The organism is Pyxidicoccus trucidator (genome assembly GCF_010894435.1).
Taxonomy (GTDB): Bacteria; Myxococcota; Myxococcia; order Myxococcales; family Myxococcaceae; genus Myxococcus; species Myxococcus trucidator.
The window spans coordinates 291,062-315,838 of the sequence record NZ_JAAIXZ010000014.1 but is presented as its reverse complement, the minus strand read 5'-3'; the positions used below and the strand labels follow the sequence as shown (position 1 = coordinate 315,838).

Here is a 24,777-nt window from a genome sequence, read left to right as displayed (position 1 = left end):
CGTCCGTTCACTTCCGGAGAGCCTGCCCGGGGACGACCCGGGCCAGCCCATCCAGCGCCCACGCATCAACCGGGCGCGAGTCGTCAAAACTCCGGGCCAGGCTCTTCAAACCGAAGTAGCCCTGGCGTCCGGCCGCCTCATAGGCCGCTTCCTGGGCTTCCGTGGCAACCAGCGCCAGCGCCCGGCTCAGCAAAGCGACCCCGTAATCTCCCACTGTCGACTCCCCCGCCCCCGCCACCCGTGCCTCTCGCAGCACCCCTGCCCCGCTCGCCCACCTGCTCTCCAGGCGTGCGCCCATACGGGAGGACAGCACCCCCCGGGCGAACTCCCGCACCACCGGCTCCATCTCGGGCCGCCGGGTGGACGGCCCTACCACCAACACCCACCCGCGCCCTGTCTCCACCCGCCGCAGGCTGCCTTCCGCGTCGAGCAGATTAACCACCACCTCCAGGGCCGGCTTGCCTTCTGGCAGGCCCAGAAGTCGCGCGGCCTGTTGAAGGGGCGCATCCAACAGAGGCAGCCAGGCCCGCTGTTCCGCGCGGTACACCTCCAGCGTCTCCTCCCGGAGGGTCGCCACGGGCCACTCGGCCTCCACGCGGTCCAGCAGCGCCTCCAGCCCGTCCAGCCCGCGCGCCGCGCCGGGAGCGTCCGCCCCACCCAGCACCCGCGCCAGGTAGTCCTCCACCGGCACCGGGTGCGCGTCGAAGTAGGCCTGGGCCTCCGCCACCACCGTGGGGGAGGCCGCAGCCAGGGCCTCGCGCACGCGGGTGCGGGCCGGGCCGTAGCGGAAGGCGGGCACGGGGTGCTCGCGGTACTTCGCACCGGCGTCGTACCCCACCCGGTTCAGCAGGGCGAAGAGGGTGAAGACGCGCGTGTCGGCGCGCACCTCGAGGCCAGCGGGCGAGTACACCCGGGTGAACCAGTCCTCCACCGGAGCCGGAGCGGCCGGTGCGGAAGGACGCGTCCGGGCTTGCGCGAGCACGGGCCCGGAGGCCCCGAGCAGGATGAAGATGGCCAGGAGGGGGGCACGCATTGCCGGGCCCCACGCTACCACGGCCCCGTCAGGCGGCCGGCGCCTTTCCGACGAGCGTGCGCAGCATGTCCCGGTTGTCCCGCGCCTTCTGACCGAAGTGGGCGACGATGCCCATCAGCAGCTTCACGCAGGCCTGCGGCTTGGAAGCCAGGAGCTTCTGGAAGTCCGAGGCGCGAATCTCCAGGGCGGACACGTCGGTGACGGCGGTGGCGGTGCACAGCCGCTCGCCCTTCTGGACGAGGGCCAGCTCTCCCAGGGGCTCGCCGGCCCCCACTTCGCCAAGGGCCACTTCGTCGCCCGAGGCGCTCTTCGCGCTCAGCCGCACGGTGCCCTCTCCGACGATGAGGAGGGACTCCCCTGCCTTGCCCTCCGTGAAGAGGGCAGTGCCCTTGGGGAAGGCCCGGGGCACCGCCACGCCGGCGAAGATCTGGATGCCGGTGTCGGTGAATCCCTTGAAGATCGGGCACGCCTTGAGGGTGGTAGCGGGCACTAAAGCCATGCGGAAAGTCCTAACACGGGGCGCACGGGCTCGCGAGTCAGCGGCTGGCGCGATGCTCCGCGGCGAGCTGGACGTAGTGCTGGGCGGACAGGCGGAGGAACTCCCGTTCCTCCTCGGTAATCGGCCGCTTCACCTTGCCTGGAGAGCCCACCACCAGGGAGCCCGGCGGCACCTTCGTCCCAGGGGTCAGCAGGGTTCCGGCGCCGATGATGCACTCGTCCCCCACCTCGACGCCGTCCATGAGGGTGGCGCCCATGCCCACCAGCACCCGGTTCCCCACGATGCAGCCGTGGAGGATGACGTGGTGCCCCACCGTGCAGTCGTCCCCCACGTGGGTGCCGTGCTCCTGGCTGGTGACGTGCACCAGGGACAGGTCCTGGATGTTGGTGCGCTTGCCGATGCGGATGGGATTCACGTCCCCCCGCAGCACGGCGTTGAACCAGACGGAGGAGTCCTCGCCCAGCTCCACGTCACCCACCACCTGGGCAGAGTCCTCCACGAAGCAGCTCGGATGCACGCGGGGGGACACCCCGCGGAACGGCCTCAAAGCCATGACGTCACCTCGGTTGCGACGGAACGGCGGGACGACGGACAGACGACGCGCTACGCCTCCGCGATGACGTGGAAGGGCGAGGCGGCCGGAGCCATGGGCAGCGGCTCCACGGTGGGCAGGGACAGCACCGCCAGCTGCTGGCCGGCGAGCGCGTTGGGCGTGGAGCGCTCCACCTTCACCTTCACCAGCGCGCCGGTGGGGGCGTCCCCGTCGAAGTTGACGGTGCGGTTCTCCGGCGTGCGGCCGAAGCGCTTGGTGGCGTCGTAGCGCGAGTGGCCCTCCACCAGCACCTCCACCTCCGAGCCCACCAGGGCCGCGGTGGTCTCCGTGCTGATGCGCCGCTGCAGCTTCTGCAGGCGCTCCAGGCGGGCAATCTTCACCTCGTGCGGCACGGGGCCCCAGTCGTTCTCCTTCAGCGCCGCGCCCGTCTTGGGCCGGGGGCTGAAGACGAAGGAGAACTGGTTGTCGTAGCGGACCTGCTCGGTCAGCTTCATCGTCATCTCGAACTCCTCCTCGGTCTCCCCGGGGAAGCCCACGATGATGTCGGTGGTGACGGCGATGCCCGGCCGCGCGGCGCGCAGCTTCTCCAGCCGCTCCAGGTACTGCACCACGGTGTAGTCGCGGCGCATCATCTTCAGGATGCGGTCGCTGCCGCACTGCACGGGCAGGTGGAAGTGCGGAGCAATCTTCGGCTGGATGCGGAAGGCCTCAATCAGCTCGTCGGACAGGTCGTGCGGGTGGCTGGTGGTGAAGCGCACGCGCTCGATGCCCGGCACCTCGGCGGTGCGCAGGAGCAGCTGGGCGAAGGAGATGCCGCCCGCGTACGAGTTCACGTTCTGCCCGATGAGCGTCACCTCGCGCACGCCCACCTTGGCCAGGTCGTTGACCTCCAGGAGGACCTCCGGGAAGGCGCGGCTGACCTCGCGGCCACGGGTGTGGGGCACCACGCAGAACGAGCAGACGTTGTCGCAGCCCTTCATCACCGTGACGAACTCGGTGACCTTGCCGCGCGATGTCTCGGGGTCGGCGCGGGGGAAGACGTACTCCTCCGAGTGGACGAAGGCGGCCTCCACCACGCGGGCGCGGTCCTCGGAGACGCGGCCGATGATGTCCGGCAGCTTCGCGATGTTGTCGGGGCCGAAGACGAAGTCCAGGTACGGCACCTTCTTGAGGAGCTTGTCCTTCTCCTGCTGCGCCACGCACCCGCCCACGCCGATGAGGGCGCCCCGGCTGGCCTTCACCGGCTTGTAGCGGCCCAGCGCGGACAGCATCTTGTCCTCCGCCTTCTCGCGGATGGCGCAGGTGTTGAGGATGATGAGGTCCGCGTTCTCGGGCACCGGAGTCGGCTCGTAGGACATCTTCGCCAACACCTCGCTCATGCGAAGTGAGTCGTTGACGTTCATCTGGCAGCCGAAGGTGTGGATGAAGTAGCGCTTCATGTCAGAACCCTGAGTAAGAACGTGCCCTTATGCGATGGCTCGGCGCGGAATGCAACCGGGCGGACGGTCCGGTTCATCCCCGACTGAGCAGGCGCGCCATCCGGGTGTGCAGGTCCAACAGTTCCGCCTCCCGGGCGCGCAGAAGGGCCAGGGTGTCCGGCCCGTAGCGCCGGGCGAGGGCCTCGGTGGCGCGCTCCTGCTTCGTCAGCTCCTCGCGGAGGCGGGTGCGCAGCTCGTCGGCCTGGGGGCCGGAGGTGCCCTCCACCTCGCGCAGCTTGTCCTGGAGCTTCCAGGCGGCCCATCGCCGGCCACTGAAGGCGCGGAGCATGGCGGTGCCCAGCTCGGCTTTCCGGGAGTCCAGGCCGGAGGCGGTCAGCGCCTCGGTGTGGGCGGTGCCGAGCGCCTCCGTCCCCTGCCCCGCTTCCGCGTGGGAGAGGTAGGCCTGCTGGTAGCGGACCAGGGCGTCGAGCAGGGGGCCGTCCACCGGCAGGGACGCCATGCGAAGGGTGCGGTCATCGGCGGCGTCCATGTTGGAGGAGCGCTCGAGGTTCCGGACGTCCTGATAGCCCGCGTCGTCGAAGAAGGAGGGTGCCATGGGATTGCTCTCGCATCTAACAGCCTGGACGCGGCCGTTGTCGCGTTCTGATGGTCGAAAGGCGCCGCCCCAGGCAGCCTCGACGGTGCGTCAGGGCAGGTTGGCCAGGTCATCGGTGAAGAAGGCGTCCAGCAGGGTCGGTGCTGGGTCGGTGCTGAGGTAGTTGAGCTGTCCGATGCGGAGGCCCTGCAGAGGCACTCTCGCCAGGGACAGTGGAAATGGGCGGCAGTTCAGCATGCGCTCCGCCTTGCGCTCCAACAGGTCCGCCTGGAGCTTGCTTCCGTTCCGAGGCTCCAGGGTTAGAGAGGGGCGAGAGGCGCGCCCCGTGGGGTACCACGTCTGGGTCGTCACGTAGACGATGTACAGCGGGGCCAGGACACTGACGGCAACGGCCCACCGGGTCACCAGCCTGGTTCCGTCCGGCTGCGGTTCCACTTTGAGGAGCTGGCAGCGAAGGCATGCGGATACGAAGGGCTGTGTCCCTCCGCCGATGGAATACTCCGGAAACACGACCCGAAGCTCTTCCAGGAAGGCCCCCCACTCCTTCCATTCAAGCGCCTTCTTCCAGGCTGCGATGAAGCGCTCGTGCTCCGGGGTGCGGTGGTGCGCGGGGATGGACTCGCTGGCGTCATCCTCCTCGGGAGGAAACCCTGTTGGGTAGAACTGCTGGGCCAGGCGCACGAGGTCATCCTGTGTCAGGCCCATCATCGCTTGGACTCCATTGGGATATCGAAGTGCACGGTCTCAATCCCCGGGGTGCGGCACTCCGAGACGCGGGCACCGGCAATCTCGTCCTTGAGCATCCGCTCGTAGCGCCGTTTGAACTGGATGCAGTGTACGGCGATCATCTCTCCCGGCCGTGCTTCAGCCAGGACCGAGCGGGCGGCATGATTCGCCAGCTCCGCCGAGATCCACCGGGCATCCATCAAGGGAACATCTCCTCGCTGGGCATTGCGTAGGGGCAGGCCCACTTCGAACTTACAGACGTCGGTGGCTCCCGAGTCGCCCTCCGTGATGCGCGCAATGATGCAGACGGCTCTCCACCCATCAGGAAGCGTCTGGCTGTCCAGAGTGACGACCGTCTTGAAGCGAAAATGCTCCGGGGAAATGCGTCCAGCGACGGAATTGCTCCCATGGACACACCCGACCAGCCCCGTGCTGGCCAACAGGACGGCCACCACTCCCAGCAGGGCTTCCCACCGAGGCAATGAGATCTCGCCATCCCTCAGCATCACGCAGGAACGAGCTGGTCCGCGATGCGGGCCAAGTCGGACACGGACGTAACCACGACGGCCTGGTGGCAGTGCTTCTCGTACGTCAGCATCTCGCTGTCGCCGATGCCCCAGTTGCCGCGCTCCTCGGGGCAGATCCACAGCAGGCGCTTCGCCTTGCGGCGCAGGTCCTTGAGCGCCCAGGCGTTGTTCGCGTTGTAGTTGTTCCGCCCGTCGCCAATCACCATGACGGTGGTGCGGCGGGTGATGCTGCCCAGGTGGTCCCGGGTGAAGTCCGCCAGCGCGCGGCCGTAGTTGGAGTTCGCGCTCAGGGACACCGTCTTGCCCGCGGTGGCCATGTCGATGGCCTCGGCCACGTCCAGGTCCTTGAAGTACTGCGTCACCTCGCCCACGTCGGACACGAAGACGAACGAGCGCACGCGCACGAACAGCGACTGCAGCGTGTGCATGAACAACAGCATCATCCGCGACGCATTCCGCACCGAGTCGGACACGTCGCACAGCACCACCAGCTCCGGGCGCTCGGGGCGGCGGCGGCGGAACACGGGCACCATGGGCACCCCTCCCCACGGCATGTTGCGGCGCAGCGTGCGGCGCACGTTCAGCGCCCCCCGGCGGTGCGCACGCTGCTTGCGGATGAGCCGGCTGCGCAGCTTCTCCGCGAGCGTCCGCACGGCGGACTCCATCTGGTCCACCTCCGCCTGGGTGAGCAGATGCAGCGGCTTGTCCTGCACCGTGTCGGTGCGGCGGCGGATGCGCGCCTCGGCCTGGCGCTTCACCTCCTGGCGCGCGGCGTCTTCAATCTTCCGCATCGCCGCCGCCACGTGGCGCGAGACGATCTCCACCCCTTCCGGCGCCAGCCCCCGGGAGCGCAGTTCGTCCTCCAGGGACTTCATGTCGGAGCGGGCCTTGTCCATGCCCGCCGCCGCCATCATCCGCCGCGAGAAGAAGCCGGCCTGCAGCGGGCTCTCCATCCGCGACAGGTCGAGTTGGAGCGACGCCATCCGGAAGATCTGCGCGAGCTTCGCCCGGTCTCCTTCGAGGATGGCCTGCGCCAGCGGCGACATCTCCGGAAGGAGTTGGTGCATCTGGATGATGACCATCTTCAGCAGGTCGCCCTCCAGGTAGCCCTCTTCCCGGAGCTGGTCCGCCAGCGACTTGTCGATGGCCTCGAACGTCCTCGCCGCGCCGGAGAAGTAGAAGTCGAACGCCCGGTTGAAGGTGTCCACGTCCAGCTCGCGCTTCACCAACGTGGTGCGGAGCACGGAGCGGAACAGCCCCCGGTCCTTCAGCCCCACCTCGGTGGTGGCGCGCAGGGCGTCCTGGACCTCGGACGTGCTGACTCGCACCCCGTTCTGGCGAAGCACTTCGGCGAACTCGACGATGCGGGCATCCACCCGACCATCATGTCCGCGCACGGCTCCGGCGCAATCCGGAATGCACCGAGCGCCAGCAGGCGGTCGCCTGCCTTCCTGGTACACGCGGTGTAACCACTAAAATTTACTGAATTGCAGACTATTCCTATGTTGGCCCGACCGCGCCAACACCCTGCCGGCATTGGAGAATGGACCGGAGCAGGCCAGAAGCCCCCTCCGAACCCGTCGGTGCCTCACGCCAGGCCCAACCAGCACACGGAGTGTGGGTTCAGGAGCCCCGCTCGAAGGACATGACGGCCTCGACGTGGTGCGTCTGGGGGAACATGTCCACCACCTGCAGGGCCAGCGGCTTGTAGCCCGCCTCCACCAGCCCCGCGGCGTCCCGGGCCAGGGAGGCCGGGTCGCACGCCACGTACACCACCCGGCGCACGCCCAGGGCCGTCATCCACTTCGCCAGCCCTGGAGCCCCCGCGCGCGGCGGGTCGGCCAGGCACACGTCGAACTTCCGGCCCTCGGCCACCAGCCCGTCGCACGCCTTGCGCGCGTCGCCCTGGATGAAGCGCACGTTCCCCACCCCACCCTCGCGCGCGCTGCGCTGGGCCAATTCCACGCCCACGGGCGAGGACTCTACGCCCAGCACGGATGCCGAGCCCGCCGCCAGCGGGAAGGTGAAGTTGCCGTTGCCCGAGTACAGCTCCAGCACGGAGTCCTCGTCCCGCGCGCCCAGTTCGTACACCGCCGCCGTGACGAGCCCCACGTTGGCCTCGGCATGAGCCTGGGCGAAGGCGTCCGGCCGCAGGTACAGGGGCACCTCCGGCCGCAGCGGCGAATAGGAGCGCAGCGCCGGCTTCCCCAGCACGCGCGGCGAGCCCTCCTTCGGCACCAGCACCGCGCCCTCCAGTCGCAGCGCCCGCACCGCGGCCTCCGCCGCCTCCAGGTGCCGCGCCGTCACCGACCCCGACAGGTTCACCGCGAACGCGGCCTTCTCCCCCTCCGCCAGCAGGAGCACCTCCTCGGTGTCCTTCGCCAGCGGCTTGAGCAGCGGGGCCAGCTTGCCCGGCAGCGCCGTCAGCACGGGCGTCAGCGCGCCGCACTCGGACACGGGGACGCGCTCATGGCTGCGCCGGCCGAAGTAGCCCAGCGTCCCCTTGCCCGTGGGGTGCAGCACCGCGCGGCGCCGGTAGCCCCAGTCCCGGGGCGCCACCAGCAGCGGGCGCACGGTGAAGGACTCCCTCGGCAGGTGGCCCAGGTGCTCCAGCGTGGAGAGGACGATTTCCTGCTTCGCGGCCCGCTGGGCGGGCTCCTTCAGCCCCAGCCAGTCACAGCCGCCGCACTCGCCTGCCCAGGGGCACGGCTCCTCGCGGCGGTCCGGCCCGGGGGACACGACCTGCCGCAGCAGCCCGCGCAGCACGCGGCCCTGGGCTTCCAGATGGACGCGCACCGTGTCGCCGGGAAATGCGCCCGGCACGAAGACGGTGCGCCCCTGCCAGGAGGCCACGCCCTCGCCAAGCTGGCCCAGGCGCTCAATCGTCAGTTGGATGGGAGTCTCGGGCAGCGTCGTCATTCAGGGGCTCGGTGGGCGGCGCCCTGAGCGTCGCCCGTCACTTCCGATTGGCAGTCGGCTCGTCGTCCTGGGGGAACTCCGTGCGCAGGCGCTCCACGAACTCCCCGATACGCGACCGCTTGTCGTCATCAACGTCCACGAACTCCACCGCCATCCCCGGCGACTGGCTGCCAGAGGTAGCCCCCAGCGCATTGGTGCGCGTCACCCGGCCCTTCAGCTCCACCGGGAAGTGCGCGCCGGGCAGCGTCACCAGCAGCCGCACCACGGTGTCCACCGGCAGCGGCTTGTCGGTGTTGATGTACAGGCCGCCGCGCGACAGGTTGACGGCCCAGTCCGTCACGAAGCCGGACACACTGCTGTAGGCCACCGGCAGCTCGTACTCGAGGCGCGGCGCGCGGTCGCTGGGGTGGGTCTTCTGCGGAGTGTCGGCCATGGATGGAGTCCCCCGCGGGCCGGAAACGGCACCCGCGGGGCGCACCTTAGCCTCGGACGCTCAGAGTTTCATCTCGCGCACGTCCGGGGCGACCTTCAGGGTCGGCTCCGTCAGCTTCTTCACCTGCTCCACCGTCACGCCCGGGGCCACCTCGCGCAGCACCAGCCCCTCCGGCGTCACGTCGATGAAGGCGTGGTCGGAGACGATGTGGTGCACGCACTTGAGGCCCGTCAGCGGCAGCGAGCACTTCTTGAGGATCTTCGGCTGGCCTTCCTTGTTGGCGTGCTCCATGGCCACGTAGATGCGCTTGGCACCCACCGCGAGGTCCATGGCGCCGCCCATCCCCTTCACCATCTTCCCGGGGATCATCCAGTTGGCCAGGTCGCCTTCCTCGGAGACCTCCATGGCGCCCAGCACGGCCATGTCGATGTGGCCGCCGCGGATCATCCCGAACGACAGCGCCGAGTCGAAGAACGACGCGCCCTTCACCGTCGTCACCGTCTCCTTGCCGGCGTTGATGAGGTCCGGGTCCTCCTGGCCTGCAATGGGATACGGGCCGATGCCGAGCAGGCCGTTCTCCGACTGGAGCACCACCTCCACGCCAGCCGGGATGTAGTTGGGGACGAGCGTGGGGATGCCGATACCCAGGTTGACGTAGAAGCCGTCCTTCAGCTCCTGGGCGATGCGCATCGCAATCTGTTCACGAGTCAGTGGCATGGGCTCCTCACGCCTGCTTGCGGACGGTGCGCCGCTCGATCCACTTCTGGAGGTTCTTCGCCTGGACGATGCGGTGCACGAAGATGCTGGGGACGTGCACCAGGTCCGGGTCCAACTGGCCCGGCTCCACGATGTGCTCGGCCTCGACGATGGTCGTCTTCGCGGCCATGCACATCATCGGCGAGAAGTTCCGGGCGGTCTTGTTGAACACCAGGTTGCCCCAGGTGTCCGCCTTCCACGCGTGGATGATGGCGAAGTCCGCCTTCAGCGGCGTCTCCAGCACGTGGAGCCGGCCGTCGATCATCCGCGACTCCTTGCCCTCGGCCACCTGAGTCCCGGCGCCCGTGGGGGTGAAGAAGCCGCCGATGCCGCAGCCACCCGCGCGGATGCGCTCCGCCAGCGTGCCCTGCGGGTTCAGCTCCACCTCCAACTCGCCGGAGAGGTACTGCCGCTCGAACTCCTTGTTCTCTCCCACGTAGCTGGACACCATCTTCTTCACCTGCTTGTTCTGAAGAAGGATGCCGAGCCCGAGCTCGGTGGTGCCGCAGTTGTTGGAGATGATGGTGAGGTTCTTCACGCCCTTCCTGTGAATCGCCTCGATGAGATTCTCGGGGTTGCCGCACAGCCCGAAGCCGCCGCTCATCAGCGTGATGCCATCGGGGATGTCGGCGACCGCCTCGTCCGCGCTCGCGTAGACCTTGTTCATCCGCCCTCCCGCATGTGGAACGGGGTGAAGGCCCGCTGGAGGCCCCCACCCCGTACCTCTCCCCTAGGGAGAAGAGTTCAGCGCTCCACCATCAGCGCGATGCCCTCGCCGCCGCCGATGCAGAGCGACGCGACGCCGCGCTTCTTGCCCAGGTCCTTCATCGTGTGCAGCAGCGTCACCAGCACGCGCGCGCCGGAGGCGCCAATCGGGTGGCCGAGCACCACCGCGCCGCCACGCACGTTCACCTTCGACGCGTCGAGGCCGAGGAGGCGGTTGTTGGCCAGCGACACCACCGCGAACGCCTCGTTGATCTCCCACAGGTCCACGTCACCCGCGGCGATCCCCTTCTTCTTCAGGAGCTTGTTGATGGCGTCCGCCGGAGCAATCGTGAACTCCACCGGCTTGCGCGCCGCCTGGTCGTAGCCGGTGATGCGGCCGAGGATGGTGCGGCCCTCCGCCTTGGCGCGCTCCTCGCTCATCAGCACCAGCGCCGCGGCGCCGTCGTTGATGGAGGACGCGTTGGCGGCCGTCACCGTGCCGTCCTTCTTGAAGACGGGCTTCAGGCCGGGAATCTTGTCCGGCTTCGCGTTGCGCGGACCCTCGTCCTCCGTGACGGTGACCATGTCCTCCGGCTTCTTGCCGGGGATCTGCACCGGGACGATCTCCGCGGTGAACAGGCCGTCCTTCTGGGACTGGATGGCGCGGCGGGTGGACTCCAGCGCGTACTCGTCCTGGTTGGCGCGGCTGATGCCCTGCGACGTGGCGCACTCCTCCGCGCACAGGCCCATGTGGACATTGCCGTACACGTCCCAGAGGCCGTCGTGGATCATCGCGTCCTTGAACTCCACGTTGCCCATGCGTGAGCCGCCGCGCATGGTGTGGCTGAGGTAGGGCGCGTTGCTCATGGACTCCATGCCGCCGGCGACGACGACGTCCACGTCACCCAGCGCAATGGCCTGCGCACCGGCGATGACGGCCTTCAGGCCGGAGCCACAGACCTTGTTGAGCGTGGTGGCGGGCACGGACTCGGGGATGCCAGCGAAGATTCCGGCCTGGCGAGCGGGCGCCTGGCCCACACCCGCCTGCAGCACGCAGCCCATCACCACTTCCTGAACGGCCTCCGGCTTCACGCCCGCGCGCTCGAGTGCCGCCTTGATGGCGATGGCGCCCAGCTGCGGGGCCGTCAGCTTGGACAGCGCGCCCTGGAAGGAGCCGATGGGAGTACGGGCCGCGCCCACGATGACGACTTCACGAGCCATGAAAACTGCCTCCATTCGAGGATTTGCGACTGAACTTCGTTAACAGCGATGGGCCCTTATCACCGCGTGGTCCCCGGAGTTCAAGCGTCCTCGCTCGGCCCCCGGACGGGAGCGTCCACTGCTCGCGACGCGTCGCGCCAGCCGCTGTAAGCCCTTGAATGGATTGGGCCCTGAGCCCAGCCAGGAGGCCCGCGCCCCGCCCGACCGGTCGGACGGTGAAGCGCTCTTGCCGGGGTCAGTAGATGACGCCCCAGGAGTACACGTACGTGGAGCCTGCCGTTCAGGACTCTCATGGGAAGGATGTCCTGGAGTGAGTCGGAGTGGAACTTCAGGGCGTGGGGCGCCACGTCGTCAGCGCGGTGTCGGAGCCGCCGGTGGTGAAGACCCGGCCATCCGCGCGCCACGACACGGCGGACACCGAGCCGTCATGGAAGCCGACGACGGTGGACGCGAGGTTGGCCTGCACGTCCCAGACGAAGACCAGGCCGCCCTGCCCGCCTCCCGCGAGGAACCGGCCATCCCGGCTCCACGCGAGGGCGTACGGGTCGAAGCCGCCGGACGCATTCGCGACCACGTCTCCGGTGAGCACGTCGTGGATGGACAGGCCGGGCCGGTGCGCCACGGCGATGCGCGTCCCATCCGGGCTCAGCGCGGAGGCCATCGACAGGTCAGCGCCCGCGAGGTCCACGTGGCGAAGCGCGCCCGTCTGGCTGTCCCACAGGCTCCAGCCCGCGCCGAGGTACGCCGCCACGAGGTAGCGGCCATCCGGCGTCCAGCCCAACATCCGAACCCAGTTGGCGGCCTCGGTGAATCGGAAGAGCTCCGCGCCCGTCGCCACGTCCCAGACCTTCACCGTCCCGCGCTGCGACTCGGTCGGAGCGGACTCCGCGACGCTCGCCACCCGGCTGCCGTCGGGGCTCAGCGCGACGCGGTTGACCTGCATCAACAGGGGCCCCTGCCCCGTCACGTGCACGAGGGGCTCGCCCACCGGCGCGCCGTCCTCCGCGCGCCAGATGCGGATGCGGCCATCCGCGCCACCGCTGGCGAGCCGCGTGCCGGTGCCGTCCCACGCCAGGGACAGGACGGCGCTGTCCCCATGGCCCACCAGGGTGCGCAGCGGCGCGCCCTCACCGTCCCACAGGCGGATGCGTCCCTCGGAACCGCCCGACGCCAGCCGGTCTCCCGCAGGGTTCCAGGCCACCGCCTCCACCTCGTGGCCGTGGGGCAGCAGCTCGCGCCGGCTCACGGTATGGGCCGCCGCGTCCACCGTGAGGACGTCGAGCGCGGCGGGCAGGTCCTCCATGACGACGAGCTCCGGCTTCGAGGGGTGGAAGCGCAGCGCGTCGTAGCCCCGCGTGACGCTGCCCGGCGGAAGCGGCTCGCTGGCATCCACCACCACGGCCCCGGTGGCGGCCTCCAGCACGAGCAGGGCCCGCGCCGCGTCTCCCACCGCGAGCCACCGCCCGTCCCGGCTCCAGTCCAGGAGCGTCGTCAGGCCCCAGTCCCCGCGCCAGGTCTCCGCGAGCTGATGGGTCGCCGTCGCATACACCCGCGCCTCACCGGAAGCGCCCACGGCGTAGCGCTGGCCGTCCGGGCTCCACGTGAAGCTGGCCGCGTCCGTCCACAGCTCTTCGGGCCCCGTTGTGCCGAGCGCGTGGATTTCCACCCACTGCGACGAGGCGATGCCCGCGCCCGCCTCCAGCGCGAGCCGGCTCCCGTCCGGGCTCCACGCCAGCCGCCGCACCTTGTCCACGGCCACCACGGGGGCTCCGTCCGAAGTCCCGCTGTCCGCGCTCCACAGCCGCACCGCCTTGCTGACGTCATCCGCGCTGGCGAGCCGCTTCCCATCCGGGCTCCAGGCCAGCGCCTGGACCTGACCGACATGGGCCGGCCACTCGCGCACGAGGCCGCCCGTCGTGGAGTCGATGAGCGCGATGCTCCCGTCCGCGCGGCCCAATGCCAGCACGGGGCCGGTGGGGTGCCAGGCCACCGAGCCGAAGCGCCCGGGCCGGGCGTCGAGCTCCCGCACCACGCGCCCGCTCGCCGCGTCCCAGATGCGCAGCAGGTTTCCAATGGTGCCGAGGCTGCCGTCGAGCGCGGCCAGCCGCGTCCCGTCCGGGCTCCACACGGGGGACTGTGGCAGGCGTGCGCCCGTCCGCCGCCACTCCGTGGTGGACGCCTGCTCCGGAGCGAAGCGCGCCACGCAGTGCAAATCCCGGTCGAGGGTGAGCTCCTCGGGCACCACCCCGTTCTCGCAACCCCACCACCCCACGAAGCGCCAGCCCGCCTCGGGCGTGGGACGCAGGCCGAGCCGGGTGCCCGACGGGAAGAGGTGGAAGCACGACCGGGACGAGAGCTCACCCGGACAGTCGATTCCCTCGGGGGTGCTCGTCACCTGCCCGCGCCCGTACACCTCGATGAAGACGGACTGCTCATCCTGTCCCGAAATGGCCGCGTCGACGGTGTAGCTCAGCCCCTCGGACCACGAGCCCTGGAAGCCCCCGGGGTTCATCGCCAGGCAGCGCGCCTGGAAGGTGCCTTCCCGGGTGAAGGTCCGCGTCACCTCGGCTGGCGTCCCGCTGGCGACCGACTCCGAGGTGGTGGGCTCCCCGCGCCCGTCTCCCCAGTCGAAGAGGTAGGTCAGCGGCTCGTCGCGTGGATCCTCGGCGACACACCGGAAGCGCATCGGCTCGCCGACGCGGCCCCGCGCGAGCTCGGCCTCGAGGCGGGCCTTGCCCGGCGTCCGGCCGCGGAGCGAGTCGTCATCGTCATCGCCGTCGGAGCAGGCGGACAGCACGCCCAGCGCGAGCGCCAGGGAAAGGAAGAGACGGAAGCGCCCGGAGCGGGCGGAGGCCAGGGACACAGGACGAGAGTGCATGGGTTCGTTCCCGCACGCCCCGGCCCCGGATGCGTGCTGTCTGCTGACTAATCGCCTCCTCGCGCGAAGTCAAAGCAAGCCTTCAGCTGGCAATGATTGCCACGGGCCCCAAACGGCAACGGCCGGGCCCCCTCTCGGGAACCCGGCCGTCTCGCCGTACTGGCGCGTGCCGCTGAAGGACTACTTCTTCAGCTTGCTCGCCATCACGTCGCCGAGGCGCGCCTTCGAGCCTTCCGCCTGCTTGCGGAGGTACTCGCGGTAGTCCTCGCCCTCGCCGATCAGCGCCTTCATCGACAGCGCGACCTTCCGGTCCGGGGTGTTGATGTCGATGATCTTCACCTCGACATCCTGGGCCTCCTGCACCACGTCACGCGGGTTCTCGACACGCTCCTCCTTCAGCTCGGAGACGTGGACGAGGCCCTCGATGCCCGGCTCGATCTCCACGAACGCGCCGAAGTCGGTGACCTTGGTGACCTTGCCCTTCACGCGGCTGCCCACGGGCAGGCGCTCGGAGAGCGTCTCCCAGGGGTCCGGCTGGAGCTGCTTGATGCCGAGGCTGAAGCGCTCGTTCTCGACGTCGATGTTGAGGACCACCGCCTCGACCTCGTCGCCCTTCTTGAACATCTCGCCCGGGTGCTTGATGCGCTGGGTCCAGGAGATATCGGACACGTGCACCAGGCCGTCCACACCCTCCTCGACGCCGACGAACACGCCGAAGTCGGTGACGTTGCGGATCTGGCCCTTGATGACGGAGCCGATCGGGTACTTGTCCTCGAGCAGCGTCCAGGGGTTCTGCTCGATCTGCTTCATGCCCAGCGCGATGCGCTTGGCCTTCGGATCGATGTCGAGGACGACGGCCTCCACCTCCTGGCCGACCTCCAGGATCTTGGACGGGTGCTTGAGGCGCTTGGTCCAGGACATCTCGGAGACGTGCACGAGACCCTCGACGCCCTGCTCGATCTCGATGAACGCGCCGTAGTCCGTGATGCTGACGACCTTGCCCTTGACGCGCGTGCCGACCGGGTACTTCTCGTCGGCGCGGTGCCACGGGTCCTCCTGGATCTGCTTGAGGCCCAGGCTGACGCGCTCCTGCGTCGGGTCGAACTTGAGGACGACGACGCGGACCTCGTCACCCACATTGAACATCTCGCTGGGGTGACCGATGCGGCCCCAGGACATGTCCGTGATGTGGAGGAGGCCGTCGATGCCGCCGAGGTCGATGAAGGCGCCGTAGTCGGTGAGGTTCTTGACCACGCCCTTGAGGACCGCACCCTCCTTGAGGTTCTTGAGGGTCTCCTTCTTCATCTCCTCGCGCTGCTTCTCGAGGAGGACGCGGCGCGAAAGCACGATGTTGCCGCGCTTCTTGTTGAACTTGATGACCTTGAACTCGAATTCCTTCGAGATGTACTGGTCAAGGTTGCGCACGGGGCGGATGTCCACCTGGGAGCCCGGGAGGAACGCCTTCACGCCGATGTCGACGGAGAGGCCACCCTTCACGCGGCCGACGATGGTGCCCTTGACGATCTCATCGCGCTCGCAGGCGGCGCTGATCTCGTCCCAGATGCGCATCTTGTCGGCCTTCTCCTTGGAGAGGACGACCATGCCCGTGTCGTTCTCGCGGCTCTCCAGGAGGACCTCGACGGGGTCACCGGCCTTGACCGAGACCTCACCGCGAGGATTGGTGAACTCGGAGATCGGGACCTGTCCCTCGGACTTGTATCCGATGTCGACAATCGCGAAGTCCTTCGTCACCTGGACCACGGTGCCCTTGACGATCTCCCCTTCCTTCAGGATGCCGTCACCACCGCGCTCCTTGAGCGAGGCCTCGAACATAGCGGCAAAGTCTTCGTCGCCGCCGTCCATCCCGACCTGCTGGTTCACGTTCTGCTGCATGTAGAGGAAGTCCTTTGAAACGGTACAGCTGCCCCCTGATGGGTGGGAAAAATACGGAGCAGCCTGCGGGGAGCAACGGGCCGCTGCGTTCGTCCTCCTTATTGAGGACCTTGAAATGATGGAAGCCGCGCACCCTAGACACCGACAATTCCGGTAGTCAAGCGAGCACGTGCCCCATGTGATGATCGGTGGATGGCCTACCCCGGGTATGTCAAGCCCGGGTTCGGTGTCCGGCCGGCTGGACTCCAGGCGGACGGACGCGAATCCCGGCCGGATGGACCTTTCACCTACTTATGAACGGAAAGCCCCCCGTGCAGCCCTCCCGGCGCGGACGGCAACCCGAGCGTCCTGGTGGGACGGCCGGGCAGCATGCGGCCGGGAAGGGAAAATCCCCGCGCTTTTCCAGGCCGCCAACCCCCTGTTTCGACAGGTGATTCCGCCAATTGCGACATTTTCCACCTGGGTTCGTTCGGTATTCGGGTGGAGGCCCGCGAGTCCAGTGACCGGCGTATGTCACGGGGGAGGTGCGCCCGGGGGGGTGGACTGTTCCCGAACGTCGGCGGCCGCGGGCCCCTCCCCCTTTTCCTGTCTGCGGGCTCCTTCATGGCCATGAAGCGGAGCGCCGGGCCGGGGGCTCCCAGGCCTTTCGGGTAGGCGGCCGTCCTGCATAAGCTCACACCTTCCCGTTGAGCCAGGAACCCCTGTGTCCGCCCTCCTCTCTCCCGCCGTCCGCACGGACCTCGGCAAGCGCGCCGGTGTCACGGCCGGCCTGCTTGGCGTGCTGTGCATCCTCGCCGAGTTCTGCTTCCTCTTCCCGCACCTGCTGGTGACGAACGACGCCCGGGGCTTCTACGCCGACCACCTCGGCGTGTTCCGGGCGGTCCTCCAGGGCGCCATCGTCCTCACCTTCGCGCTGGGCATGGTGAGCGTGCTGACGCTGCGGTCCAAGGCGCACGGGGGCATCGCCATGGCGCTGGCGCTGGTGGCGCTGCTGCTGGGCGGCGCGGAGGCGGAGCCCCTCACCCACCAGTCCCGGGCCTTCAGCGCCGGGCTGGACTACTTCATCCTGGAACTGCTGGTGCTGGGCCTGCTCTTCATCCCCATGGAGCGGCTGTGGGCGCAGCGGGAGCAGCCCATCTTCCGCGTGGGCTGGCAGACGGACCTCAAGCACCTCTTCGTGAGCCACATGGGGGTGCAGCTCATCTCCTTCGCCACGCTGATTCCGGCGCAGGTGTTCTTCGCGTGGGCGGTGAAGCTGGACTTCCAGGCGACGGTGGCCGCGCAGCCGCTCTGGCTCCAGTTCTTCGAGGTCCTCTTCGTGGTGGACCTGGTGAGCTACTGGCTGCACCGCGCCTTCCACCACTTCGCGTGGATGTGGAAGTTCCACGCCATCCACCACTCCAGCCTGCACATGGACTGGCTGGCCAGCTCGCGCTCGCACCTCGTGGACGTGCTGCTCAACCGCACGCTGGCCTTCGTGCCCGTCTTCATCCTCGGCTTCGCCCCGCCGGCCATCTACGCGTACCTCGTCTTCGTGTCCTTCCACGCCGTCTACATCCACGCCAACGTCAACCACCGCTGGCCGGGGCTGCGCTGGGTGTTCGCGACGCCCGAGTTCCACCACTGGCACCACACGTCCGACGAGGAGGGCATCGACAAGAACTTCGCCGTCTTCCTCTCCTTCATCGACTGGATGTTCGGCACCGCCCACCTGCCCGCGCACTGGCCCACGAGCTACGGCACCACGAAGTTCCAGCCGCCGGAGACGTACCTGGGCCAGCTCGCCTACCCCTTCCAGAAGCACGAGGACGGGACGCCGTACGGGTAGGCGGCCTGCGTCGATGTTTCATCGCTGAGACAGGCACCGGAGCAGCGCCTGTAACCTCCGAAGCAACAATCCCTGTCTGGATGTTGCCTCGGATGCAACGACTCCTGATCCCTCTCAAGCCCTGAGAAACCCGAAACGGCCCGGCGGACCCTCATCGGCTCCACCGGGCCGTTCCACCTCAGAAGCTGCCGAACTTGAAGAACAGCGTGCCGGCGAAGGCGCTCAGGTCGCTGCTCTCCAGGCCCTCCAGATCCACGTCGCCCAGGTACCGGTAGCTGACGCCCGCGCCCACGCGGAAAAAGCCCGTGACGTTGACCTCGGTCATGACCGAGGGCTCCACGGCGAACATCACGTCTACCCCCAGGGTCTCCTCTCCGGCGAACCTCCCATTGCGTCGGTTCAGCCACCCGCCTCCGAGGAGAACGCCCACCGTGGAGTGCAGTACGCGGTGGGGTGTAAAGATGTACTCCAGCCACAATCCGCCGTACCCCAGGCGAAGATCATACGGCTCGCGCGTTTGCACCTGAAACGCCCCTCCGGTGGGTATCAAGCCGTTCACGGCCGCGCCCACCGCGAAGCGCTGATCGATCAGCCATGCGCCACGCCCACCGACGAGCAACACGTTCGAGCCCAGCATCCGCGAGTACGTCGCCGACGGCCCTCCGTAGCCGCCGTGCTCCACGTCACCGTCCAGCAACGTTCGTGGCGTCGGACGTGACTCGCCCGGCACCCCACTCGCGGTTGGCACCGACTCTGCACTGGTTGCGGTACCGAACAGCAGGGACAACCCGAGCACCACTCCGCGAGAACGAGAAAAAAGATGTTTCATGACTCCTCCTGGTTCAGCTCCCGATGCCAGGGTTTCCACCCTGGAGCGTTGGTCCGATTATCGTGATTGACCGGGAGTGAAGGTTTCCTGTAATAACAAACATCTGTCAGGGATTGAAGTAATAGGGGCCCTGACGGCGACCTGTCAACATCTGGGGAAGGTCGAATTTCAGAGGGGGAAGTGAAACATGGACGGATCCACCGTCGGTGATGGCATTGCTTTGTCTTCAGCTCAGTCTCAGCCGTCTTCGCTAGAGCCGATTGCAATCATTGGCATCGGCTGCCGCTTTCCTGGCGCGAATCAGCCAGACGCCTTCTGGCGGATGCTGACGGGCGGCGTGGACGCCGTGGGAGAGGTTCCGAAGGACCGCTGGGACATCTCCACCTTCTATGACGCGTCCCCGGACCGGCCGGGCAAGGCCACCACCAAATGGGGCGGCTTCGTGGATCAGCCGCTGGGCGCCTTCGACGCCATGTTCTTCGGCATGTCGCCGCGCGAGGTGGCGTACCTGGATCCGATGCAGCGCTGGCTGCTGGAGGTGTCCTGGGAGGCGCTCGAGGACGCGGGCCTCAAGCCGGAGTCGCTGGCGGGCAGCAAGACGGGCGTCTTCGTGGGCGCCTTCGCGGTGGACGCCACCGTCTTCCAGCTCCAGGCGGGCAACACGGACCTGCTCGGGCCCCACAGCGGCACGGGCACGGCGATGACCATGGTGTCCAACCGCCTGTCGTACTGGTACGACCTGCGCGGGCCGAGCGTCTCGCTGGACACGGCGTGCTCGTCCTCGCTGGTGGCGGTGCACCTGGCCTGCCAGAGCCTGTGGAATGGCGAGTCGACGATGGCGCTGGCCGGTGGCGCGAGCGCCATGTTCCAGCCCGCGTACACCGTCTCCGAGTCCAAGGCCGGCATGCTGTCGCCGGACGGGCGCAGCAAGGCGTTCGACTCGCGCGCCAACGGCTACGTGCGCGGCGAGGGCGCGGGCCTCGTGGTGCTCAAGCCCCTGTCGGCGGCGCTCCGGGACGGGGACTCCATCTACGCCGTCATCCGTGGCACGGCGGCCAACCAGGACGGCCGCACCAACGGCATCACCGTGCCCAACGGCGAGGCCCAGAAGGCCGTGGCCCGCGAGGCGCTGCGGCGCGCGGGGCTGGCGCCGCACCAGGTGCGCTACATCGAGGCGCACGGCACCGGCACGCCGGTGGGTGACCCCATTGAAGCCCGCGCGCTGGGCGAGGTCTTCGGCCAGGGCCGCGCCGACGACGGGCGCTGCGTGGTGGGCTCGGTGAAGACGAACATCGGCCACCTGGAGGCGGCGGCGGGCATCGCCGGGCTCATCAAGGCGGCGCTGTGCCTCAAGCACGGGCAGATTCCCCCGCACCTGCACCTGCGGCGCCCCAACCCCAACATCGACTTCGACGGGCTGAAGCTGCGCATCCCCCGTGAGCTGGAGCCCATGCCCGGGGGCGAGGGGCCGGCGGTGGTGGCGGTGAACTCGTTCGGCTTCGGCGGCACCAACGCGCACGCCGTCCTCACCGAGGCGCCGAAGGCCCCCGCGGCCACGGCCGAGGCGGTGGATCCCGTGGCGGGGCCGACGCTGGTGACGCTGTCCGCGCGCAGCCCGGAGTCATTGAAGCAGCTGGCCTCGCGCTGGAAGGCGCTGGCCGAGGCTCCCGAGCGTGAGGGCGCTCCCGCGCTGCGCGAGCTGGCCGGGGCGGCGGCGGCCCGGCGCACGCACCACCCGCACCGGCTGGCGGCGGTGGCGGGCTCGTACCGCGAGCTGGCGGACACGCTGCACGGCTGGCTGGAGGGTGGGACGCGGGCGGGCCTGTCCACGGGACAGGCGTCGAACAAGGCGCGCGGGGAATTGGCCTTCGTCTACACGGGCATGGGCCCGCAGTGGTGGGGCATGGGCCGGGCGCTGCTGGCCGCGGAGCCCGTGTACCGCCAGGCCGTGGAGCGCTGCGACGCCATCCTCGGCCAGTGGACGGACTGGTCGCTGATGAAGGAGCTCACGGCGGACGAGTCGCGCTCGAAGATGACGGAGACGCGCATCTCCCAGCCGGCCAACTTCGCCGTGCAGGTGGGCGTGACGGAGCTGCTGCGCTCGTGGGGAATCAACCCGGCGGCCATCGTCGGGCACAGCACGGGCGAGGCGGCCTCGTTCTGGGCGTCCGGCGTGCTCACCTTGGAGCAGGGCTGCTGGGTGGTGTACCACCGCAGCCGGCTGCAGCACCTGACGGCCGGCCAGGGCAAGCTGGTGGCCGTGGGCATTCCGTACGAGGAGGCGGTGAGCCTCATCGACGGCTGCGCGGGCGTGTCCATCGCCGCGGTGAACAGTCCCAGCTCGGTGACGCTGGCGGGTGACCCGGCGGTGCTGGAGCGGCTGGTGGCGCCCCTGTCCGCGCGCGGCGTCTTCTCGCGCTTCCTCAAGGTGGATGTGCCCTTCCACAGCCACTACATGGACCCGCTGCGCGACGAGCTGGTGAAGTCCCTGTCGGACCTGCGCCCGGTGCGCGCCACCGTGCCGCTCTGGTCCACGGTGACGGGCCAGCGCGCCGCCGGTCCGGAGCTGGACTCGCACTACTGGTGGCTCAACGTCCGGGATCCGGTGCGCTTCGCCCTGGCCGCGCAGAACATGATGGCGGACGGCTACCGCACCTTCCTGGAGGTGGGCCCGCACCCGGTGCTCGGCGGCTCCATCAACGAGTGCGCCCAGCAGCGCAACGTCCCCGTGCGCACCCTGCCCACGCTCAAGCGCGGCGAGGATGACGTGCAGGGCATGCTCGGCTCGGCCGGTGCGCTCTACACGCTGGGCGTGCAGCCGGGCTGGGAGGGCATGTTCCCCGGCGCGGCGAAGCGCCCGGCCCGCCTGCCGACCTACGCGTGGGACCGGCAGAACTACTGGCAGGAGTCGGCGGAGTCGCGGCTGCACCGCCTGGAGCCCATCACCCACCCGCTGCTGGGCAAGCGCACCGTGTCGGCGCTCCCCACGTGGCAGGGGCAGGTGGCGCGCACCTCTCCCACGTGGCTGGAGGACCATGCCATCCAGGGTGCGGTGGTGTTCCCCGGCGCCAGTTATCTGGAGATGGGCCTGGCGGCGCTGAGGCAGGCCACGGGCCGCGCCACCGGCGGCGTGGAGCTGCACGACATCCAGTTCCGCAACGCCCTCTTCCTGCGCGAGCCGGTGTCGCTCCAGACGGTGGTGGACACGGAGGACCCGAGCTTCACCGTCTTCAGCCGCGTCAGCACCACGGAGCCCGTGTGGACGCCGCACACCCGCAGCCGCTTCCGCGCCATCCCCGCGCGGGCCGAGGTGCCTGGGCAGCTGGCGGCGGTGAAGGCGTCCTTCGCGGGCGTCCCGGAGTCCAGCGCGGCGGAGTGCTACGAGCGGCTGCGCGCGCAGCACTTCGAGTACGGCCCCCGCTTCCAGGGGCTCCGCAAGGTCGCCACGCGAGGCAATGAGACGCTCGCCCTGGTGGAGCTGGGCACGGAGGGCGCGGCGGACCTGTCCGGCTACGAGCTGCCCCCTCCCCTGCTCGACATCTGCTTCCAGGTGCTCATCGCGGGCACGCTGGCGTCCGGCGCGAAGGAGGCCTCGCTGCCCGTCGGCATCGACCGGCTGTCCATCCACGGGCCGCTGTCCGGGAAGCTCTGGGTCCACGGGCGGATGAAGGACAGCAGCCGGCGCGCCATGTCCGGCTCGCTGGACGTGTACGCCGAGGACGGCCGGCTGCTGGTGGCCATCGAAGGCATCCGCGTGCAGTCGCTGGAGGCGTCGTCGCGCTCCCGCGCCACGCAGGACATGTTCTACGAGATGACGTGGCAGCAGGTGGAGCAGGCCCCTGTCTCCGAGCCGACGCGTGCCGCGGGCACGTGGCTGGTGCTGGAGGACGCCCAGGGCCTGGGCGGGAAGCTGGCCACGGCGCTGGAGTCCGCGGGTGGCAGCGTGGTGCGGGTGCGGCCGGGGAACGTGTACCGCGCGTCACCGGACAAGCGCCACTTCGAGGTGAACCCGGAGAAGCGCAAGCACTTCGCGCGGCTGCTGTCCGAGCTGGACGGCCGGGCGCGTCCCGAGGGCGTGCTGCACCTGTGGGGCCTGGATGCGCGGGCCACGCGGGAGCTGACCACCGAGGGGCTGATGGACTCGCAGGGCCCGGGCCTCGTGGGGTTGATGCACCTGACGCAGGCGCTCCAGGATGCGGCGTGGACGAAGCCTCCGCGCCTGTGGGTGCTCACCCGGGGCGCGAAGCACGTGCCGGGCGACCTGCGCGCGCTGGAGGTGGCGCAGACCCCGCTGTGGGGCTTCGCCAGCGCCCTCTTCCAGCAGGAGTACCCGGAGCTGGCCGGCGGCGCGGTGGACCTGGACCCGTCCGCGCCCTCGACGGAGGTGGAGCGGCTGCTCTCGCTGCTGCTGCGGCCGTCCCGCGAGCCCCTGCTGGCGCTGCGGCGCGAGCAGCTCTGGGGTGAGCGGATGACTCCGGCTCCGAAGGTGGCCGAGGGCTCGCTGCCGGCGCGGCTGCGGCCGGATGCCTCGTACGTCATCACCGGAGGCCGTGGCGGCCTGGGCCTGGTCTTCGCGCGGTGGCTGGTGGAGCGCGGCGCGCGCCGGCTGGTGCTGGTGGGCCGCACGCCGCTGCCCGAGCGGCGCAAGTGGCACACGGTGGCGCCGGACTCCTCCGTGGGCCGGCAGCTCGCCGCCGTGCGCGAGCTGGAGGCCCTGGGCGCGAGCGTCCACGCGGTGGCGCTGGACGTCACCGACGAGAAGCGGATGCGGGAGTTCCTCGAGGACTTCAAGCGCGAGGGCTGGCCCGCGATTCGCGGCGTCATCCACGCGGCGGGCGTGGTGCAGCCCCGGCGCTTCGCGGAGCTGGAGGCGTCGCACCTGCGCGACACGCTGGCCCCGAAGCTGGCGGGCGGGTGGAACCTGCACCGCCTGCTGGCGGCCGAGCCGCTGGACTTCTTCGTCCTCTGCTCCTCCGTGAATGCGCTCGGCTTCTCCATGGGCGTGGCGGACTACGCGGCCAGCAACGCCTTCCTGGATGGCCTGGCGCACTCGCGCCGCAACGAGGGAATGCAGGCGCTCTCCGTCAACTGGAGCGCCTGGGACGAGGTCGGCATGGCCAGCGAGGAGCAGGTGGCCCACGACTTCGAGCGGCGCGGCATCATCCCCATCCGCCCGGCCCAGGGCGTGGAGGCGCTGGAGCGCAGCCTGCAGCACGACTTGAGGCAGGTCGTGGTGCTGGCGGCGGACTGGCAGCGCATCCTCCGCACCGGCTACCCGACGGTGGAGACGCCGGCCATGCTCGGCCCCATCGCGGAGCAGCTCCAGGCGAGCGGCCCTTCCACCGAAACCCTGGGCCAGCAGGAGAACGTGCGCGCCCGGCTCGCGGAGGCGGCGGACGACTCGACTCGTCGCGGAGTGCTGGAGGACTTCATCGGCGACGTGGTGGCACGCACGCTGCGGCTGCCTTTGGAGCAGGTGGACCGGCAGCAGCTCCTGCAGACGCTGGGGCTGGACTCCATCATCGCGGTGGAGCTGCGGCTCCAGGTGGTGAGTGGCCTGGGCGTCGGTCCCACCCTCATCGAGCTGCTGCAAGGGGCGAGCGTGACGTCGCTCGCGGCCATGCTGCTGTCGCGCCTGCCCGCCGCGGGTGAGGCAGCCGCGCAGGCGGAGCCCGTGAAGGCCCCGGCTCCGGCCTCGGCGGTGGTGGTGACGGACACGGTGCCGTCCCTCTCGCCGGAGCCCCGGAGCGAGGTCGGTGACCTGGCTTCCAGCATGCAGGACCTGTCCGAGGCGGAGCAGCAGGCGCTCCTCCTCGCGTTGGAGCGCGAGCTCGTCGCGGAGCAGCGCTCCGGCGGTGAGCTGCTGACGCACTAGGCAGGCCCTCTTCAGTCATTCCCACGGTTCGTCCACATCGGCGGGGGCCCCCTCGGGGGCCCCCCTTG

18 protein-coding genes are annotated in these 24,777 nt (G+C 69.5%); 2 read left to right on the top strand and 16 right to left on the bottom strand.

The features are described from left to right. Positions 1 to 7: 7 nt before the first annotated feature. The 15 genes from G4D85_RS33885 to G4D85_RS33815 form a co-directional block, all read right to left on the bottom strand. Complete coding sequence (locus G4D85_RS33885) at positions 8 to 1,033, bottom strand: hypothetical protein (protein WP_164018206.1); 1,026 nt, start codon at positions 1,031 to 1,033, stop codon at positions 8 to 10. Between the two features lie 28 nt (positions 1,034 to 1,061). Continuing rightward, complete coding sequence (locus tag G4D85_RS33880) at positions 1,062 to 1,532, bottom strand: Crp/Fnr family transcriptional regulator (RefSeq protein WP_164018205.1); 471 nt, start codon at positions 1,530 to 1,532, stop codon at positions 1,062 to 1,064. A 37-nt stretch (positions 1,533 to 1,569) separates the two neighbouring features. Beyond that, on the bottom strand, positions 1,570 to 2,085 hold the full coding sequence (locus G4D85_RS33875; protein WP_164018204.1) for a gamma carbonic anhydrase family protein: 516 nt from the start codon (positions 2,083 to 2,085) through the stop codon (positions 1,570 to 1,572). Between the two features lie 50 nt (positions 2,086 to 2,135). Beyond that, complete coding sequence (miaB, locus tag G4D85_RS33870; protein ID WP_164018203.1) at positions 2,136 to 3,524, bottom strand: tRNA (N6-isopentenyl adenosine(37)-C2)-methylthiotransferase MiaB; 1,389 nt, start codon at positions 3,522 to 3,524, stop codon at positions 2,136 to 2,138. A 73-nt stretch (positions 3,525 to 3,597) separates the two neighbouring features. Further along, positions 3,598 to 4,119 carry a hypothetical protein gene (locus G4D85_RS33865; protein WP_164018202.1) on the bottom strand — a complete coding sequence of 174 codons (522 nt, stop codon included), beginning with the start codon at positions 4,117 to 4,119 and terminating at the stop codon, positions 3,598 to 3,600. Between the two features lie 90 nt (positions 4,120 to 4,209). Next, on the bottom strand, positions 4,210 to 4,827 hold the full coding sequence (locus G4D85_RS33860; protein ID WP_164018201.1) for a hypothetical protein: 618 nt from the start codon (positions 4,825 to 4,827) through the stop codon (positions 4,210 to 4,212). Then, positions 4,824 to 5,300: a hypothetical protein gene (locus G4D85_RS33855; RefSeq protein ID WP_205525826.1), complete on the bottom strand. Its 477-nt coding sequence runs from the start codon at positions 5,298 to 5,300 to the stop codon at positions 4,824 to 4,826. The genes G4D85_RS33860 and G4D85_RS33855 overlap by 4 nt, the downstream gene beginning before the upstream one ends. Before the next feature lie 50 nt (positions 5,301 to 5,350). Further along, positions 5,351 to 6,748 carry a VWA domain-containing protein gene (locus G4D85_RS33850; protein ID WP_164018227.1) on the bottom strand — a complete coding sequence of 466 codons (1,398 nt, stop codon included), beginning with the start codon at positions 6,746 to 6,748 and terminating at the stop codon, positions 5,351 to 5,353. Between the two features lie 247 nt (positions 6,749 to 6,995). After that, positions 6,996 to 8,291: a class I SAM-dependent RNA methyltransferase gene (locus tag G4D85_RS33845; RefSeq protein ID WP_164018199.1), complete on the bottom strand. Its 1,296-nt coding sequence runs from the start codon at positions 8,289 to 8,291 to the stop codon at positions 6,996 to 6,998. A gap of 37 nt (positions 8,292 to 8,328) precedes the next feature. After that, entirely contained in the window at positions 8,329 to 8,724 is a 396-nt protein-coding gene (locus G4D85_RS33840) for a TIGR02266 family protein (RefSeq protein WP_164018198.1), read from the bottom strand. Between the two features lie 60 nt (positions 8,725 to 8,784). After that, the gene (locus G4D85_RS33835; RefSeq protein WP_164018197.1) at positions 8,785 to 9,441 is read right to left on the bottom strand and encodes a CoA transferase subunit B; all 657 of its coding nucleotides are present in this window, start codon (positions 9,439 to 9,441) and stop codon (positions 8,785 to 8,787) included. 7 nt (positions 9,442 to 9,448) lie between these two features. After that, complete coding sequence (locus tag G4D85_RS33830) at positions 9,449 to 10,147, bottom strand: CoA transferase subunit A (protein WP_164018196.1); 699 nt, start codon at positions 10,145 to 10,147, stop codon at positions 9,449 to 9,451. A gap of 77 nt (positions 10,148 to 10,224) precedes the next feature. After that, complete coding sequence (locus G4D85_RS33825) at positions 10,225 to 11,406, bottom strand: thiolase family protein (RefSeq protein WP_164018195.1); 1,182 nt, start codon at positions 11,404 to 11,406, stop codon at positions 10,225 to 10,227. 328 nt (positions 11,407 to 11,734) lie between these two features. Continuing rightward, on the bottom strand, positions 11,735 to 14,284 hold the full coding sequence (locus G4D85_RS33820) for a WD40 repeat domain-containing protein (protein WP_164018194.1): 2,550 nt from the start codon (positions 14,282 to 14,284) through the stop codon (positions 11,735 to 11,737). Between the two features lie 180 nt (positions 14,285 to 14,464). Next, positions 14,465 to 16,177 carry a 30S ribosomal protein S1 gene (locus tag G4D85_RS33815; RefSeq protein ID WP_164018193.1) on the bottom strand — a complete coding sequence of 571 codons (1,713 nt, stop codon included), beginning with the start codon at positions 16,175 to 16,177 and terminating at the stop codon, positions 14,465 to 14,467. A 703-nt stretch (positions 16,178 to 16,880) separates the two neighbouring features. Between G4D85_RS33815 and G4D85_RS33810 the strand changes: the two genes are divergently transcribed. Then, the gene (locus G4D85_RS33810) at positions 16,881 to 18,005 is read left to right on the top strand and encodes a sterol desaturase family protein (RefSeq protein WP_164018192.1); all 1,125 of its coding nucleotides are present in this window, start codon (positions 16,881 to 16,883) and stop codon (positions 18,003 to 18,005) included. 178 nt (positions 18,006 to 18,183) lie between these two features. Here G4D85_RS33810 and G4D85_RS33805 read toward each other — a convergent pair whose 3' ends face one another. Continuing rightward, a complete protein-coding gene (locus G4D85_RS33805; protein WP_205525825.1) occupies positions 18,184 to 18,792 on the bottom strand; it encodes a hypothetical protein in 609 nt (202 codons plus the stop codon). 229 nt (positions 18,793 to 19,021) lie between these two features. Here G4D85_RS33805 and G4D85_RS33800 point away from each other — a divergent pair, with 229 nt between their 5' ends. Then, positions 19,022 to 24,709 carry a type I polyketide synthase gene (locus G4D85_RS33800; protein ID WP_164018190.1) on the top strand — a complete coding sequence of 1,896 codons (5,688 nt, stop codon included), beginning with the start codon at positions 19,022 to 19,024 and terminating at the stop codon, positions 24,707 to 24,709. The last annotated feature ends 68 nt before the right edge of the window (positions 24,710 to 24,777 follow it).